The sequence below is a fragment of the Streptomyces sp. ERV7 genome (genome assembly GCF_001653515.1).
In the GTDB taxonomy this organism is placed as follows: domain Bacteria; phylum Actinomycetota; class Actinomycetes; order Streptomycetales; family Streptomycetaceae; genus Streptomyces.
In genome coordinates, this window is sequence record NZ_LYOY01000029.1 from 658,625 (window position 1) to 674,601 (window position 15,977).

Annotated in this window: 16 protein-coding genes, 1 tRNA gene and 2 pseudogenes; 13 read left to right on the forward strand and 6 right to left on the reverse strand. The window is 73.1% G+C overall.

Going from position 1 to position 15,977, the window contains the following annotated elements; all coding sequences use genetic code 11:
- Nucleotides 1–78: 78 nt before the first annotated feature.
- From A8W25_RS09275 to eda, 7 genes and pseudogenes are all read left to right on the forward strand, one after another.
- Entirely contained in the window at nt 79–837 is a 759-nt protein-coding gene (locus tag A8W25_RS09275) for an IclR family transcriptional regulator (RefSeq protein WP_067158527.1), read from the forward strand.
- Between the two features lie 73 nt (nt 838–910).
- Nucleotides 911–984: transfer RNA gene (locus A8W25_RS09280), tRNA-Lys, on the forward strand.
- A 115-nt stretch (nt 985–1,099) separates the two neighbouring features.
- Complete coding sequence (locus tag A8W25_RS09285) at nt 1,100–1,651, forward strand: hypothetical protein (protein WP_067158529.1); 552 nt, start codon at nt 1,100–1,102, stop codon at nt 1,649–1,651.
- Nucleotides 1,648–2,130, forward strand: a complete 483-nt coding sequence (locus A8W25_RS09290; RefSeq protein WP_067158531.1) for a group II truncated hemoglobin — start codon at nt 1,648–1,650, stop codon at nt 2,128–2,130. Before A8W25_RS09285 ends, A8W25_RS09290 begins: the two co-directional genes overlap by 4 nt.
- Nucleotides 2,131–2,262: 132 nt before the next feature.
- Nucleotides 2,263–3,768, forward strand: coding sequence for an MFS transporter (locus tag A8W25_RS09295; protein ID WP_067158533.1), 1,506 nt, complete (start codon nt 2,263–2,265; stop codon nt 3,766–3,768).
- A gap of 73 nt (nt 3,769–3,841) precedes the next feature.
- Nucleotides 3,842–4,641: pseudogene (gene yaaA, locus A8W25_RS09300) on the forward strand (peroxide stress protein YaaA).
- A gap of 91 nt (nt 4,642–4,732) precedes the next feature.
- Complete coding sequence (gene eda, locus A8W25_RS09305; RefSeq protein ID WP_067158535.1) at nt 4,733–5,347, forward strand: bifunctional 4-hydroxy-2-oxoglutarate aldolase/2-dehydro-3-deoxy-phosphogluconate aldolase; 615 nt, start codon at nt 4,733–4,735, stop codon at nt 5,345–5,347.
- Nucleotides 5,348–5,410: 63 nt separating this feature from the next.
- Here eda and A8W25_RS09310 read toward each other — a convergent pair.
- The 3 genes and pseudogenes from A8W25_RS09310 to A8W25_RS09320 form a co-directional block, all read right to left on the reverse strand.
- A pseudogene (locus tag A8W25_RS09310) lies at nt 5,411–6,659 on the reverse strand (bifunctional RNase H/acid phosphatase).
- The gene (locus tag A8W25_RS34320) at nt 6,659–7,402 is read right to left on the reverse strand and encodes a zinc ribbon domain-containing protein (protein WP_234386430.1); all 744 of its coding nucleotides are present in this window, start codon (nt 7,400–7,402) and stop codon (nt 6,659–6,661) included. Before A8W25_RS34320 ends, A8W25_RS09310 begins: the two are co-directional and overlap by 1 nt.
- A complete protein-coding gene (locus A8W25_RS09320; protein WP_067160894.1) occupies nt 7,399–8,250 on the reverse strand; it encodes a Nif3-like dinuclear metal center hexameric protein in 852 nt (283 codons plus the stop codon). Before A8W25_RS09320 ends, A8W25_RS34320 begins: the two co-directional genes overlap by 4 nt.
- A gap of 48 nt (nt 8,251–8,298) precedes the next feature.
- Here A8W25_RS09320 and A8W25_RS33905 point away from each other — a divergent pair, with 48 nt between their 5' ends.
- Nucleotides 8,299–8,454 carry a hypothetical protein gene (locus tag A8W25_RS33905; protein ID WP_158942465.1) on the forward strand — a complete coding sequence of 52 codons (156 nt, stop codon included), beginning with the start codon at nt 8,299–8,301 and terminating at the stop codon, nt 8,452–8,454.
- Between the two features lie 68 nt (nt 8,455–8,522).
- Nucleotides 8,523–8,684, forward strand: coding sequence for a hypothetical protein (locus A8W25_RS34325; protein WP_199831703.1), 162 nt, complete (start codon nt 8,523–8,525; stop codon nt 8,682–8,684).
- A 68-nt stretch (nt 8,685–8,752) separates the two neighbouring features.
- Here A8W25_RS34325 and A8W25_RS09325 read toward each other — a convergent pair whose 3' ends face one another.
- The 3 genes from A8W25_RS09325 to A8W25_RS09335 all read right to left on the reverse strand — a co-directional run bounded on the left by A8W25_RS09325 (nt 8,753) and on the right by A8W25_RS09335 (nt 11,740).
- Nucleotides 8,753–9,694, reverse strand: coding sequence for a 3-oxoacyl-ACP reductase (locus A8W25_RS09325; RefSeq protein WP_067158404.1), 942 nt, complete (start codon nt 9,692–9,694; stop codon nt 8,753–8,755).
- 76 nt (nt 9,695–9,770) lie between these two features.
- Entirely contained in the window at nt 9,771–10,847 is a 1,077-nt protein-coding gene (locus A8W25_RS09330) for a Zn-dependent alcohol dehydrogenase (protein WP_067158406.1), read from the reverse strand.
- A gap of 38 nt (nt 10,848–10,885) precedes the next feature.
- Nucleotides 10,886–11,740, reverse strand: a complete 855-nt coding sequence (locus A8W25_RS09335; protein ID WP_067158407.1) for a MaoC/PaaZ C-terminal domain-containing protein — start codon at nt 11,738–11,740, stop codon at nt 10,886–10,888.
- Nucleotides 11,741–12,339: 599 nt separating this feature from the next.
- Here A8W25_RS09335 and A8W25_RS09340 point away from each other — a divergent pair.
- Genes A8W25_RS09340 through A8W25_RS09355 form a run of 4 tightly spaced genes read left to right on the forward strand, consistent with a single transcriptional unit; the run spans nt 12,340 to nt 15,922 of the window.
- Nucleotides 12,340–13,299, forward strand: a complete 960-nt coding sequence (locus A8W25_RS09340) for an ABC transporter ATP-binding protein (RefSeq protein ID WP_067158409.1) — start codon at nt 12,340–12,342, stop codon at nt 13,297–13,299.
- Nucleotides 13,299–14,024, forward strand: a complete 726-nt coding sequence (locus A8W25_RS09345; RefSeq protein WP_067158411.1) for an ABC transporter permease — start codon at nt 13,299–13,301, stop codon at nt 14,022–14,024. Before A8W25_RS09340 ends, A8W25_RS09345 begins: the two co-directional genes overlap by 1 nt.
- Nucleotides 14,021–15,292, forward strand: coding sequence for a sensor histidine kinase (locus A8W25_RS09350; protein ID WP_234386345.1), 1,272 nt, complete (start codon nt 14,021–14,023; stop codon nt 15,290–15,292). The genes A8W25_RS09345 and A8W25_RS09350 overlap by 4 nt, the downstream gene beginning before the upstream one ends.
- A 24-nt stretch (nt 15,293–15,316) precedes the next feature.
- Nucleotides 15,317–15,922, forward strand: coding sequence for a response regulator transcription factor (locus A8W25_RS09355; protein ID WP_067158536.1), 606 nt, complete (start codon nt 15,317–15,319; stop codon nt 15,920–15,922).
- Nucleotides 15,923–15,977 lie beyond the last annotated feature (55 nt).

The window sequence follows — 15,977 nt, forward strand, 5'->3', positions numbered from 1 at the left end:
CCGGAAACGGGTCTTGGCGGTTATCGTGGAACGGTGAAGCTGTCCACCTTCGCAGCCTCGACCTGCTAGGGGGAAACCGTGGCGCTGAAGCCCGAGCCGACCGCGCCGTTCCACTCGGTGCAGTACGCCTTCCGCGTCCTGGAGACGATCTCCAAGCACGCAGGCGGAGTGACGGACGTCCAGATCGCACGAGAGACCGGTCTGCCGACCGCGCACCTCGCCTCCCTTCTCCTCATGCTCCGCTGCGAGGGCTATGTGGAACAGGTCGCCGACGGCGCGTATGTGATCGGCGACTCCACCGTCCTGCTGGGCTCCGGCGTGGTGCGCCAGCAGGCCCTGGAGGCCCAGCTCCAGAGCACGCTGACCGAACTGCGCGACTCGGTCGGCGCGGCGGTCTACATCAGCCGGTACATCGACGGCGAAGTGAAGATCACGCAGTACGCGGACGGCCCCCGCGCACCGAAGGTGAACGAGTGGGTGGACTTCCGCTCGGCGGCCCACGCCAGCGCCGTCGGCAAGTGCCTGCTCACCCAGCTCGACCAGAACGGGCGGCGCGACCACCTCTCGCGCCACAAGATCGCCCGGCTCACCTCGCGGACCATCACCAACGAGCGCGTGCTCTTCAGCAAGCTGGACAGCCAGCCCGCGACGGTCCCGGTCCTCGACCTCCAGGAGTACGCGGTGGGCACGGTCTGCGCGGCCGTTCCGCTCACGGCGGGCTCGGCGGTCGGCTGCCTGGCACTCTCCCTGCCGATCGAGCACGCCCACCGGCTGCGCTCGGCGGCGGACACCCTGAACCGGCGGGCGGCCCCGGTGGTGCTCTCGCTGGCGATCTAGGCGTGTCGTTTCCGTAATCCGCCGGGTGGCAGGAGCACCCCGGCGGACCAGGTAGTATTTTCTCTGTCAGCAGGCGCCGCTAGCTCAGTTGGTTAGAGCAGCTGACTCTTAATCAGCGGGTCCGGGGTTCGAGTCCCTGGCGGCGCACAGACAGCAAGAAGCCCTTCGCGAAAGCGGAGGGCTTCTTGCGTTGTCCCCTACATGTTTCCGGCCCACGGCGAACACGCTTGGCGGACCGCCATGGGCGAGTAATGCTGATTACATGATTACAGCCGAACAGCACGAGCAGCTTCGCGGCTGGTTCTCCGGCCGCATCCCGGACGGACTCTTCGAGCGTCTGGTCGAGGTCGCCGTCGACCGCGAGGAGATCACCGTCGTCGGGCGCATCCCCGAGCCGAAGCTCGCGGACGACGCCTCCCCCGCCGAGCGCACCGCCGCCCTCGACGGCCGTATCGAGGAGTTCCGCGAGCGCACCCGTGACGAGCGGATCGCCGTGGCCCGCGAGGCCGAGCACCGCTATGGGCGAAAGGTGTCATGGGGCGCCGAGTGCGGCGGCCGGCGGGCGATGTTCACCCAGGTCTCGGCCCCCGTGATGACCCGGCTCCGCCAGCCCGAACGCCAGGTCCTGGACACCCTGGTGGCCGGCGGGGTGGCCCGCAGCCGCAGCGAGGCCCTTGCCTGGTGCGTACGGCTCGTACAGAGTCACACCGACGACTGGCTCGGGGAGCTGCGCGACTCCCTGGAGCGGGTACGGGAAGTCCGCGCCCAGGGGCCCGACCGCGCGTCGGGGCCCGCCGAGGAGGAAAACGCATGAGCGACGCTCCGGGGATCCCCAGCGTCTACGAGTGGATGGGCGGCCAGGAGGCACTGGACCGCCTGACCGAGGTCTTCTACGGGCATGTGCACAAGGACCCGGTCCTGGCGCCCGTGTTCGCGACCGCCCCGCCCGAGCACGCCCACCACGTGGCGGTCTGGCTGGCCGAGGTCTTCGGCGGCCCCGCCGACTACACCGCGGCCCACGGCGGCCACGACCACATGGCCGGGCGCCATCTGGGCCGCGGCATCACCGAGGCGCAGCGGCGGCGCTGGATCGCCCTGCTGATGGACACGGCGGACGAGGTGGGACTGCCGGACGACCCGGAGTTCCGGGCGGTGTTCGCGTACTACATCGAGTGGGGCACGCGGATGGCGCTGGTCTACTCCGGCCCCAACCCGCCGCCGGTGGAGGGGACGGGGGCGACGGTACCGAAGTGGGGCTGGAACCAGACCCCGCCGTGGGTACCGAAGGGCTAGCCTCCGGCCCGCTCGCATGCAACCTCTCTGACGGACCGTCACTACGGCCCCTCCGGACTTCCGGAGGGGCCGTACGCATGTCTTATACATTCGTTCTAGACAGTCGTATTAAACAACCGTACAGTTCCTGTCATGACGCACTCGCCGAGCACGAACCTCCGCGCGGGCCGCAAGGAATGGACCGCCTTCGTCGTCCTCCTGCTGCCGCTCCTCCTGGTCTCCATGGACGTCTCCGTCCTCTACTTCGCGATCCCCTCCATCACCCGCGAGCTGGACCCGAGCGCCACGCAGCAGCTGTGGATCTTCGACATCTACGCCTTCGCGCTCGCCGGGCTGCTGATCACGATGGGCTCGCTCGGCGACCGGATCGGCCGCCGCAAGCTGCTCCTGATCGGGGCGGCGGCCTTCGGCCTCGCCTCGGTGACGGCGGCGTACGCGACCAGCGCCGAGATGCTGATCGCCGCCCGCGCCCTGCTCGGTGTCGGCGGCGCGACCCTGATGCCCTCCACCATGGGCCTGGTCCGCAGCATGTTCCGCGACGACAGGCAGCGCGGCCAGGCGATCGGCATCTGGTCCGGCGCCATGGCGGGCGGCATCGCCCTCGGCTCGGTGATGAGCGGAGTGATGCTGGAGCACTTCTGGTGGGGCTCGGTCTTCCTGATCAACGTGCCCGCGATGCTGCTCCTGCTGGTCCTCGTCCCGGTCCTGGTCCCCGAGTTCAAGGACCCGGCGCCCGGCAGGTTCGACCTGCTGAGCGTGCCGCTGTCGATGGGCGCGGTGCTGCCGGTGGTCTACGGGCTCAAGGAGTTCGCCGCCGAGGGCTTCAGCGCGGCGCGGCTGGCGTCGGTGGCCGCGGGCCTCGCGATCGGCTGGGTCTTCGTCCGCCGCCAGCGCACCAAGCGGGACGCGATGATCAGCCGTGAGCTCTTCCGCGACCGGGTCTTCGGCGCCGGGATCGCGCTCAACGCCGTCGCCGCCTTCGCGATGCTGGGCTCGGCGTACTTCACCACGCAGTACCTCCAGTCGGTGCTCGGCATGGGCACCATGGAGGCGGCGCTGTGGTCGATGGCTCCCTCGCTCGCGGTGGGCATCGCGGCCCCGACGGCCACGGCCGTGGCGGCCAAGGCGGGCAAGGCCCCGGTCATCACGGCCGGCTTCGTGATCGGCTCGGCCGGCTACGGCGTCCTCGCCCTCACCGGCACCGACTCCCTCTGGCTCCTGCTGACCGGCGCGGCGGTGACCGCCAGCGGGATCGTCATGGTGATGGCGCTCGTCTCGGACATGGCGCTGGCCTCGGCCCCGGCCGAGAAGGCGAGCTCGGCGGCCTCGCTCCTGGAGACCGGCCAGGAGTTCGGCGGCGCGCTCGGCATGGCGGTCCTCGGCTCGGTCGGCACCGCGGTCTACCGCTCCGACATGCCCGACTCGGCCCCGCCCGCCGCCCGCGAGACCCTGGGCGCGGCCGTCGCGAGCACCGACGACGCCCTGGAGACGACCGCCCGCGAGGCCTTCGTCCACGGCATGCAGTACGCGGCGATCGGCGGGACGGCGCTGCTCCTGGTCACGGCGGGGGTGGCGGTGGCCATGCTGCGGCGGGCGCGGGTGGCGCCGGAGGCGCCGGAGAGCGAGCTTGTGGCGTAACCCCTTTTCGGGCCCGGACTCCACCTGCGGGCCGGTGGGGGCTGGTCGCGCAGTTCATCCCCAAGGAGACCCCGTGCTCGTGCTGCTGCCCCCCTCCGAAGGAAAGGCCGACGGGGGGCGCGGAACCCCCCTCAAGGAGGAGGCGCTGTCGCTGCCGGGGCTGCGCCCCGCCCGTACCGCCGTCCTCGACGAGCTCGTCGAGCTGTGCCTCGGGGACGAGGAGAAGGCCCGAGAGGTGCTCGGCCTCAGCGAGGGCCTGCGCGGCGAAGTCGCCAAGAACGCCGAACTGCGCACCGCCGCCACCCGCCCCGCCGGCGAGATCTACACCGGCGTCCTCTACGACGCCCTCGGCCTCGCCACCCTGGACCCCGCCGCCAAGCGCCGCGCCGCCAAGTCGCTGCTCGTCTTCTCCGGCCTGTGGGGCGCCGTCCGCACCACCGACCGCATCCCCTCGTACCGCTGCTCGATGGGCGTGAAGCTGCCGGGACTCGGCGCGTTGGGGGCGTACTGGCGCGGCGTCATGGACCCGGTCATGACCGAGGCCGCCGGCACCGGCCTCGTCCTCGACCTGCGCTCGTCCGCGTACGCCGCCGCCTGGAAGCCCAAGGGCGAGGTCGCCGGGCGGACCGCGACCGTACGCGTACTGCACTCCCAGATCATCGACGGCGTCGAGAAGCGCTCGGTGGTCAGCCACTTCAACAAGGCCACGAAGGGGCGGCTCGTACGCGACCTGCTGCTGGCGGGGGCCGCCCCCCCGACCCGGCGCGGCTCGTGGAGGCCCTGCGCGACCTCGGGTACGCGGTGGAGTGCGCCCCGCCCGCCAAGGCGGGCAAGCCGTGGGCGCTGGACGTGGTCGTGGAGCAGATCCACTGAGGTTCCGCTGAGGATCCACTGAGGACAACAGCCTATTGCGCAGGGTGCAACGCTCGTTGCGCCCCGCGATAGCGCCCGGCAGGATGCCCGTATGACCTCCGTCCTGGACCTCGCCCCCGTCGTCCCCGTGGTCGTCCTGGACGACCCCGCCGACGCCGTACCACTCGCGCGGGCCCTGGTGGCGGGCGGGCTGCCGGCGATCGAGGTGACCCTGCGGACGCCCGCCGCGCTCGACGCGATCCGGGCGATCGCGGACGGCGTACCGGAGGCGGTGGTGGGGGCCGGGACCGTGGTGTCGGCCGCCGGGGTCGAGGACGCCGTGGCGGCCGGGGCGCGCTTCCTGGTCAGCCCGGGCTGGACCGGCGGCCTCCTCGACGCGATGACCGCGTCCGGGCTCCCGTTCCTGCCCGGGGTCGCGACCGCCTCAGAGGTGGTGGCGCTCCTGGAGCGCGGGGTCCGCGAGATGAAGTTCTTCCCCGCCGAGGCGGCGGGCGGCACGGCCTACCTCAAGTCGCTGGCCGGGCCGCTCCCCGGCGCCCGCTTCTGCCCCACCGGCGGCATCTCGCTCGCCTCGGCGCCGGACTATCTGGCCCTGCCGAACGTGGGGTGCGTCGGGGGGACGTGGATGCTGCCCCCGGACGCCCTGGCCGCGCGGGACTGGGGGCGGGTGGAGGCACTGGCGCGCGAGGCAGCGGGGTTGCGCTGAGTCTTTCGGCCGCGGGCCGTCGGCGGCTGGTCAGCCACCCACGGCCCGCGGCCGACACCGCCCTCAGCGCAAGTGACCCGTGTCGTTCAGCAGCCTCACGGACGCGTTGCCGTCGCCGTAGTACGCCACCGCCGACAGCGACGCCGCCGACAGCTCCATCCGGAACAGCGACTCCGGCGGGGCGCCCAGGGCGAGGCGGACCAGGGTCTTGACCGGGGTCACATGCGTGACCAGCAGGACCGTACGGCCCGCGTACGCCGTGAGCAGCCGGTCGCGGGCCGCCGAGACGCGCCGCGACACCGTCGCGAAGCTCTCGCCGCCGCCGGTCGGCGCGGCCTTGGGCGAGGCGAGCCAGGCGTCGAGGTCGGCGCCGTAGCGCTCGCGCACCTCGGCGAAGGTCAGCCCCTCCCACGCCCCGAAGTCCGTCTCGCGCAGGCCTTCCTCGACCGCGACGTCCAGACCGAGGCGTGCCGCGACCGCCGCCGCCGTCTCGCGGCAGCGCCGCAGCGGGGACGAGACGACCGCCTGGATCGTGCCCCGGGCCGCGAGCGCCGCGGCGACCTGGTCGGCCTGGCGCCGGCCCGCCGCCGAGAGCTCCGGGTCGGTGCCGCCGCTGCCGGAGAACCGCTTCTCGGGGGTCAGCGCCGTCTCGCCGTGCCGCAGCAGGACGAAGGTGGTGGGCGTGCCCAGGTCCGGCGCGCTCCACCCGGCGGCCGGGGCCGCGCCCGAACTGCGGGCGGGGGCCGGGACGGTGGCGACCGGAGCGGCCGGGGCGGCCGACGCCAGCGCCGCCCGGGCCCGCGCCGCACCTGCCGACGCGTCCCCGACGACCCGCGCCGCGTCCGTGTCGGCGGGGGCCCGAGGAGAGCGCCGCCGTGGACGCCGACGGCTCCCACTGCTTGCCGCGCTTGCCCGCGTCCATCGCCTCGTTGGCGAGCCGGTCCGCGTGCTTGTTCTTCTCGCGCGGGATCCACTCGTACGTGACCTGCGCGGGCGGCAGTACGCGCCCGGCCTCGGCCGCGAGCGGCTTCATGTCGGGGTGCTTGATCTTCCAGCGGCCCGACATCTGCTCGACGACCAGCTTGGAGTCCATCCGGACCCGGACCTTCGCGGCCGGGTCCAGGGCCTTGGCCGCCTTGAGCCCGGCGATCAGGCCCTTGTACTCGGCGACGTTGTTGGTCGCGACACCGATGTACTCCGCCGCCTCGGCCAGCGTCTCGCCCGTCGCCGGGTCGAGGACCACCGCGCCGTAACCGGCCGGACCCGGGTTGCCCCGGGAGCCGCCGTCGGCCTCGACAACGAACTGCCGCACTACAGACCCGACTCCGACGTACGGACCAGGATGCGGCTGCAGTTCTCGCACCGCAGCACGGTGTCCGGGGACGCCGCCCTGACCGCGGTGACCTCGGTGATGTTGAGCTCCAGCCGGCAGCCCTCGCACTTGCGCTGGTAGAGCCGGGCCGCGCCGACGCCGCCCTGCTTCTCGCGCAGCTTGTCGTAGAGCTTCAGCAGGTCGGCGGGGATCACGCCCGCGACGACCTCGCGCTCCTTGGCCACGTCGGCGGCCTCGGCGTCGAGCTGCTGGGTCGCGGCGTCGCGGCGGGCGGTCGCCTCGTCGGTCCTCGACTGGACGGAGGAGACCCGCTCGGTCAGCTCGGCGGCCCGCTCCTGGGCGGACTCACGGCGCTCCATGACCTCCAGGACCACGTCCTCCAGGTCGCCCTGGCGCTTGGCCAGCGAGGCGATCTCGCGCTGGAGGGACTCCAGGTCCTTGGGGGACGAGACGGCGCCCGAGTCCAGGCGCTGCTGGTCGCGGGCGGCGCGCTGGCGGACCTGGTCGACGTCCTGCTCGGCCTTGGTCTGCTCGCGGGCGGTGTCGCTCTCCTCGGTCTGCGCGGCGACCAGCAGGTCGCGGAGCTGGATGAGGTCCTTGTTCAGCGAGTCGATCTCGGCGTGCTCGGGCAGCGACTTCCGCTTGTGGGCGAGCTGCGACAGGCGTACGTCGAGGGCCTGTACGTCGAGGAGGCGGATCTGGTCGGCGGGCGCGGCGTTCAGTTGGGGGCTCCAGAAGAGTGGTGGGATGACCAGGGGTCGGTGACCGTCTTCGAGACGTGGACCCGCAGGTCCCAGCCGTGGCGGTCGGAAATCTCGTCGAGCTGTGCGGCGGCCTGCTCGCACCAGGGCCACTCGGTGGCCCAGTGCGCGGCGTCGACCAGGCCCAGCGGGCCGGACGAAGGAGACGCGTGCTGGGTGGCCTCCGACACCGGGTGGTGGCGCAGGTCGGCGGTGAGGAAGGCATCGGCTCCCGACGCCCGTACGGCGTCGAAGAGGCCGTCGCCCGAGCCGCCGCTGACGGCGACGGTCTTCACCAGGGCCTCGGTGTCGCCCGCGACCCGGATCCCCTGCGCGGTGGCGGGCAGCCGGGCGGCGGCGCGGGCGGCGAACCCGCCCAGCGTCTCGGGGTGGTCCAGCTCGCAGATCCGGCCCAGTCCCCGGCGCCCCGAGGGGTCCGTGGCGTCGGGCACGAGCGGGCCGACCACCCGGAGGTCCAGGGCGCCCGCGAGGGCGTCGGAGACACCGGGGTCGGCGGAGTCGGCGTTGGTGTGGGCGACGTGCAGCGCGATGTCGTGCTTGATCAGGGTGTGCACGACGCGGCCCTTGAAGTGGCCGGCCGCGACCGTCGTCGTGCCGCGCAGATAGAGCGGGTGGTGGGTGACGATCAGATCGGCGCCGAGCCGCACGGCCTCGTCCGCGATCTCCTGGACGGGGTCGACGGCGAACAGCACGCGCCGGACCTCCGCGTCGGGCTCGCCGCAGACGGTGCCGACCGCGTCCCATCCCTCGGCCCGCTCGGGCGGCCAGAGGGCGTCGAGCGCGGCGATGACTTCAGACAGACGGGGCACGGACACAGGTTACCCGCGCTCCGGGCCGGCCTGTGGACCCGGGACGGGGTGCTGCGGCTGCCGTGCGCGACGGCCGCGGCGCCCTGCTCGGTGGCGGCGGTCCCGGCCCCGGCGGACCTGCCGCGCCCTGCCCCCGTACCGCTGAAGCCGCAGGCCCCCAGGCCCGTACCGCTGGCGCAGGCACCGCTGACCGGCCGTCAGTAGGCCGTGGAGCTCTGGCTAAGATCCACGGCGAACGCAACGGACGAAACACAACGGGGTGACTGCACCACATGTCCGAGACACTGACCGCCGCGTCCGCCGAAGCCACGACGGACCCCGACGGCCACCACGGCCGGCACCGGGGCGGCGCCGCGGCGACCGAGGAGCCGACCAACGAGGCCCACGGCCGCCACCGGCGGAACGACGGCGACGGCGGCCACCACCACGGCTGACGTCGGCGAAGAAGCGCGAAGGGCCCGGGATCCACAGATCCCGGGCCCTTTCCCGTCCGTCCGGACGCTCAGCCGCGCTTGAGGCCGAGCACCTCCGCCGCCGCGAAGGTCTCGTTCGCGGGGCGCTCGGCGTAGTACGGCGAGAGCAGCTCGTCCAGTTCCCCGTACGTGAAGGCCTCCTTGGCCGCGTCGAACTTGGCGGCCACCTTCGGGCGCTCCACGATCGCGACCATCCCGCCGTGCACCACCATCAGCTGGCCGTTGACCCGGGCGGCCGCGGGGGACGCCAGATAGCCGACGAGCGGCGCCACGTGCTCGGGCGCCAGCGGGTCGAGCTGCCCCTCGCCGGGCTCCTCGAAGCCCGCGAAGACGTCCTCCGTCATCCGGGTGCGGGCGCGGGGGCAGATGGCGTTGGCGGTGACCCCGTACTTGGCGAGCGCCAGGGCCGTGGAGGTGGTCAGGCCCACGATCCCGCCCTTGGCTGCCGCGTAGTTGGGCTGGCCCGCCGAGCCCGCGAGGAACGCCTCCGAGGAGGTGTTGACGATCCGGCCGTAGACCGCGCCGCCCGCCGCCTTGGAGCGCCCGCGCCAGTGCGCGGCGGCGAAGTGGGTGGTGTTGAAGTGGCCCTTGAGGTGGACGTGGATCACCGCGTCCCACTCGGCCTCGGTCATCGAGAAGATCATCCGGTCCCGCAGGATGCCCGCGTTGTTGACCAGGATGTCCAGTTTGCCGAACTCCTCGACCGCCGACCGGACGAGTTCCCGGGCCTGTTGGTGGTCGGCCACGTCGCCGGTGTGGGCGAGAGCCGTGCCGCCCGCCGCGCGGATCTCGGCGGCGACCTCCTCGGCGGGAGCGGCCGAGGCCTCGCCGGAGCCGTCCCGGCCCGGCTGCCCGAAGTCGTTGACGACCACGGACGCGCCGAGCCGGGCGAGTTCGAGGGCCTCGGCCCGGCCCAGGCCCCGTCCGGCGCCGGTGACGATCGCGCTGAGCCCTTCAAGTGGCAGTGCCATCGGTCGACCGCGTCCCTTCGGTTCAGAGGGTTCGGAAGGTTCAGAGGGTTCGGAAGGTTCGGAGGGTTGGGAGGGTTCAGAGGGTGATGCAGGTGCGCAGGGCCTCGCCCGTGCGCATCTGGTCGAGGGCGTCGTTGATCCCGGCGAGCGGCACCCGGTGGGTGATCAGGCCCTCCAGGTCGATCCGGCCCGCCCGCCACAGCGCGACGGCCCGCTCGTAGGAGCGCAGTACGTCGCCGCCGCCGTACAGCGAGGGCAGGATCCGCTTCTCGTCGAAGAACAGCTCGAACATGTTGAGCTGGAAGAAGTCGTCCATGGCGCCCGCGCCGACCACGCACAGGGTGCCGCCGCGCCGGGTCGCCCCGTAGGCGGTGCGGGCGGTGGCGGACTTGCCGACGACCTCGAAGACGTAGTCGAAGCCCTCGCCGCCGGTGATCCGCTGCTTGGCGTCGTCGAGCTCGCTGGGCGAGACGGCCTCGGTCGCACCGAAGGTGAGCGCGGCCTCGCGCCGGGAGGCCACCGGGTCGACGGCGACGATCTGCGCCGCGCCCTGCGCCCTGGCGCCCTGGATCGCGGAGATGCCGACCCCGCCGCAGCCGATGACGGCGACCGACGAACCGGCCTCCACCTTGGCGGTGTTGATGGCCGCGCCGAGCCCGGTGGTCACCCCGCACCCGATGAGCGCGGCGATCTCGTACGGCACGTCGTCGGGGATCGGGACCGCGCATCCGGCGGCGACCACGACCTCCTCCGCGAAGGTGCCGGTGCCCGCGAAGCCGAACACCTCGGCGCCGGGGCGCTTGAAGTTGGGGGTGCCCGCGTTCATGAACCCGGCCAGGCACAGATGGGTCTGGCCGCGCTTGCAGGAGGGGCAGACGCCGCACGCGGGCAGCCAGCACACCAGGACGCGGTCGCCCGGGGCGAGCGAGGTGACGCCGTCGCCGACGTCGAGGATCTCGCCCGCGCCCTCGTGGCCGGGGACGAAGGGGGCGGGCTGCGGAAGCACCCCGGTCATCGCGGAGATGTCGGAGTGGCAGAGCCCGGTCGCGCGGATCCGGATCCGCACCTTCCCGGGCCCGAAGCCCACCGCCTCGACGTCGTCGAGCACATCGAGCTTGTCCTGGCCGATCTCGTGCAGTACGGCTGCGCGCATGGTGCGGCTCCCCTCTGATGGGACTCCGATGAGGCGGTTCAGACGTGTTCGACGAGCGTGTCGGAGAGCACCGGCGCGTCGTCCCGCTCGACGGCCGTCACCGACACCTGGACGCGGCCCGGTGCGGCCCACATCCGGATGCGCAGGGTCTCGCCCGGGAAGACGACCCCGGTGAAGCGGGTGGTGTACGAGCGGACGCGGGCCACCTCGCCGCCGAGCAGCGTGTCGACGACGGCCTTCAGCGTCATTCCGTACGTGCAGAGCCCGTGCAGGATCGGCCGGTCGAAGCCGGCGAGCGCGGCGAACTCGGGGTCGGCGTGGAGCGGGTTCCAGTCGCCGGAGAGCCGGTAGAGCAGCGCCTGCTCCTCGCGCACCTCCCGCTCGACGGTGTGGTCGGGGGTCCGGTCGGGCTGCTCGGTACGGGCGGAGGGGCCGCGCTCACCGCCGAAGCCGCCCTCGCCGCGTACGAAGATCTGGGCGTCGCTGGTCCACAGCGGGCCCTCGTCGTCGGCGGCCTCGGTGCGCAGCACCAGGACGGCGGCCTTGCCCTTGTCGTAGACGGCGGCCACCCTGGAGGTGGAGACGGCCTTGCCGCGCACCGGGATCGGGCGGTGCAGGACGATGCCCTGGCCGCCGTGGAGCACGGCCGCGAGGTCGACCTCGATGCCGGGCGCGCCGAGTCCGCCGACCACGCCCATGCCGGCGCCCGCGACGGTGGCGAACGAGGGCAGCACGTGCAGCCTCGACTCCAGGGTGTAGCGCAGCTCGTCCGGGTCGGTCGCCGGGACGCCCGCGCCCAGTCCCAGGTGGTAGAGCTGGATGTCCTTGTGGTCCCAGACGATCTCGGTGGACCGGGGCTCGGCGGCGAGCGCCTTCGCGACGTCGATGGGCATACGGGGGCTGCTCCTTGGAGGTGGAAGACCTCGGCGCGGCCGTCCGCACCGTCGGCCGCACCGAGGCCGTGCGCGGCCGGCTCGGAGAGCCGGTTTTAGAACGCGTTCTAGGCTCGATGGGCCCTATGTATAACGCAGCGGCCCCCGATTGGGAACACTTCTGACGCGCCGTCAGCTAGCGCTGACGCCCGGGGTTCATCTGCGGGCCGGTGGGGGTGCCCGCGCCCCTTCCTGTGCCCGGGGTTGATCTGCGGGCCGGTGGAGGGTTGCTCGCGCCGTTCCCCGCGCCCCTTCCTGTGCCCGGAGTTCACCTGCGGGCCGGTGGAGGGTTGCTCGCGCCGTTCCCCGCGCCCCTCAATCGCCCGGGGGCATCCGCGGGTTGAGTTGGGCTGGTCGCGCCGTTCCCCGCGCCCCTGGAGGGCGCATCGGCGCTGGGCAACCCCAACCCCGTAGGGGCGCGGGGAACTGCGCGAGCAACCACACTCAACCTGCGGATGACCCCCGGCCGCAGACAACCGACCCGCCAGGACATTTGTCCCGCCCAACCCCGTACAAGAACATCTGCCGGGCACCGGGGCCCGATCCGTAGCGTCAAGGACATGACGCAGACAGCACCGAGCGCCCCGGCCGCCGTAAGCCTCACCCACGTGGTCAAGGCCTACGGCTCCGTACGGGCAGTCGACCGTATCGACCTCGACATCCGCCGGGGCGAAACCGTCGCCCTGCTCGGCCGCAACGGCGCCGGCAAGTCCACCACCATCGGCCTCCTGCTCGGCCTCGACGAGCCGGACGCGGGCGAGGTGCGGCTCTTCGGCCGCACGCCGGAGCGGGCGGTACGGGCCGGGCTCACCGGGGCGATGCTCCAGGAGGGGCAGCCGATCCCCCGCGTCACCGTACGGGAGCTCATCGCGTTCGTCGGCTCGACCTACCCCGAGCCGATGCCGGTCGACGAGGCGCTGGCGCTCGCCGGGCTCACCGGCTTCGCGGACCGCCGGGTCGACAGGCTCTCCGGCGGCCAGGCCCAGCGCGTGAGGTTCGCGGTGGCGATCGCCGGGGCGCCCGCGCTGCTGGTCCTGGACGAGCCGACCGCCGCACTCGACGTGGCGGCGCGCCGAGCGTTCTGGGACGCGATGCGCAGCTACGCGGCCCGGGGCAACACCGTGCTGTTCTCCACCCACTACCTGGAGGAGGCGGACGACAACGCCGACCGGATCGTGGTCGTCGACCAGGGCCGTGTCGTGGCCGACGGCCCCGGCGAGCGGATCAAGCGCGCGGCCGGCGGCAGCCTGGTCTCCTTCGACCTGGCGGGCGGCCCCAGCGCGGGCCTGGCCGCGCTGCCGGGCGTGGTCTCGGTCGAGGTGCGCGGCGACCGCGCCCGGCTGCGTACGGACGACTCGGACGCCACGGTCGTGGAGCTCGCCCGGCGCGGCGCGGTCCGGCGCCTCGAAGTCGCCCCGGCCAGCCTGGAGGACGCCTTCCTCTCCCTCACCTCCACCGTCTCCCCGACCGCCACCGCCACCGCCACCGTCGGCTCCGTACGCGAAAGCGAGACCGTCTGATGCTCGGCTACATCACGCTCGAAATCCGGCGCACCCTCCGCGACGCGTCCTTCGTGATCTTCGGTATCGGGATGCCGGTGCTCATGTACCTCCTCTTCACCAACATCGGCTCGGGGGGCGGCGACTCGGCCGACTGGAAGGCCGCATCGATGGTCGGCATGGCCGCGTACGGGGCGCTCGGCGCGTCGCTGAACGCCGGTGGCCAAGTGGCCTCCGACAGGAGCGCGGGCTGGCTGAGGCAGCTGCGGATCACCCCGCTGGCGCCGTCCCGGGTGGTGGCGGGCCGCGCGGTCAGCGGCTCGGCGACCGTGCTGCCGGCCGTCCTCGCGGTGCTCGCGGCGGGCGCGCTCGTCAACGGCGTACGCCTGGAAGCCTGGCAGTGGGCGGCGCTCGCGCTGCTGCTGTGGGCCGGGGCGCTCCCCTTCACCCTGCTGGGCCTCGGCAACGGCTACCGGCTGAGCCCGCAGGCCATGGGCGTGGTCAATGTGGCGTGTCTGATGGGGCTCGCGGTGCTCGGCGGACTGTGGTTCCCGCTCTCCTCCTTCCCCCACTGGCTCGCCTCGATCGCCGCGTACAGCCCGGCCCACCGGTTCGGGGACCTCGGCTGGGCGGTCTCGCACGGCTCGGCCCCCGGACTCGGGACGGTCGCGGTGCTCGGCGGCTGGCTGCTGGCGTTCGGCTCGTACGCCGTGGTCTCCTACCGACGGTCCGCGAGGGCCGTGTGAGCACGATGAACGGGGAGAACGAGACAGTGGCGCCCAGCCTGCCGAAACTGCCGGAGCTACCGAAACTGCCGGAGCTGCCGAGGAGGAGCGAGCGGGACGCCGACCTCGCCGGTCCCCCGGCGAACGGCTACGCCCTGCTGCCCTGGCTCCTGATGGGCCTGGGCGCGTTCTCCAACCTCGTCGAGGGCAGGACCCCGAACCCGTGGATCGGGGGCGCCGGGCTGCTGGCCTTCAACTCGCTCTACGTCACGGTCGCCTTCCGCGCCTTCGACAAGGAGAAGCGCGAGAGCCGCGCCACGCTCGCGGCCCTGGCCGCGATGGCCGCGATCACCTACGCGCTGACCCTCCTTTACGGCGGCACCTGGCTGTTCTTCTTCCCGCTGCTCTCGCTGGCCTGCGGCGCGGTGCTGCGGGACCGCAGGCTGGGCCTGGTGATCATGGTCCTGGCGAGCTCGGCGGGCGCCATCTCCGGCATGGAGGCGGGCGAGGTCTGGGACAACGTGACCATCGCGTACGGCACGTTCCTCTCCGGCATGGTGACGGCGGCGGTCCTCTCGCTCTCCCAGACCGTGCGCGAACTGCGCGACACCCGCCAGGAGCTGGCCCGTACCGCCGTGGAGAAGGAACGTCTCCGCTTCTCCCGGGACCTGCACGACCTGCTCGGCCACACGCTCTCGGTGATCGTGGTGAAGTCGGAGGCGGCCCGCCGCCTCGCCCCGCGCGACCTGGACGCCGCGCTCGGCCAGGTCGCCGACATCGAGTCGGTCGGCCGCCAGGCGCTCACCGAGATCCGCGAGGCCGTCACCGGCTACCGCGAGGGCAGCCTCGGCACCGAGCTGGACCGGGCCCGCTCGGCACTGCTGGCGGCCGAAGTGGAGCCGGTGGTACGCCTGTCGGGCCCGCCGCTGCCCTCACAGGTGGAGGCGCTGCTTGGCTGGGTGGTACGGGAGGCGGTCACCAACGTCGTACGGCACAGCGGGGCGGCCCACTGCGAGATCGTGGTCGACGGCGCGCCCGAGCGGGTACGGCTGAAGATCACCGACGACGGGCGCGGCGTACCATCCGAACAGCCCGTCGCCCCCGGTCCACGCATCGGCGGCACGGGCCTGAAGGGTCTCACCGAACGCCTCGCGGCGGCCGGCGGCTCACTCGAAGCGGGCCCCGGGCCGCGCGGCGGCTTCCAGGTGAACGCCGAGCTCCCGGTCGACCCGCTCGACGCCGAGCTCGAAGCGGAGCTGGAGACCGAACGCGGGGTCGCACGGGGATGAGACCGGCACGATGGGGAGAACGGCATGATCAGAGTCCTGCTCGCCGAGGACCAGGGCATGATGCGGGGCGCGCTGGCCCTGCTGCTCGGGCTTGAGGAGGACATCGAGGTGGTCGCCCAGGTGTCGGCGGGCGACAAGATCGTGTCCGAGGCGCTCGTCGCCCGGCCCGACGTCGCCCTCCTGGACATCGAACTGCCCGGCCGCAGCGGGCTCGACGCGGCGGCCGAGCTGCGCGAGGAGTGCCCCGACTGCCGGGTGCTGATCCTCACCACCTTCGGGCGGCCGGGGTATCTGCGGCGCGCGATGGAGGCGGGCGCGGCCGGGTTCCTGGTGAAGGACGGGCCGGTGGAGGATCTGGCCGAGGCGATCCGGCGGGTGCTGCGCGGCGAGACGGTGATCGACCCGGCGCTGGCCGCGGCCGCGCTGAGCGCGGGCGCCAACCCGCTGACCGCGCGGGAGCGGGACGTCCTGAACGCCTCGGTGGACGGCGCGACGGTGGCCGACATCGCGGGCAGGCTGCACCTGTCGGAGTCGACGGTACGCAACTACCTCTCGTCGGCGATCGGCAAGACGGGCACCCGCAACCGCATGGAGGCGGTGCGGGCGGCGCGGCAGCAGGGCTGGCTCTGAGAGCCTGTCTTTGAACCCCCGTCGTCCGCCCGGAGGGCGGGCGCACCGGCCGCCG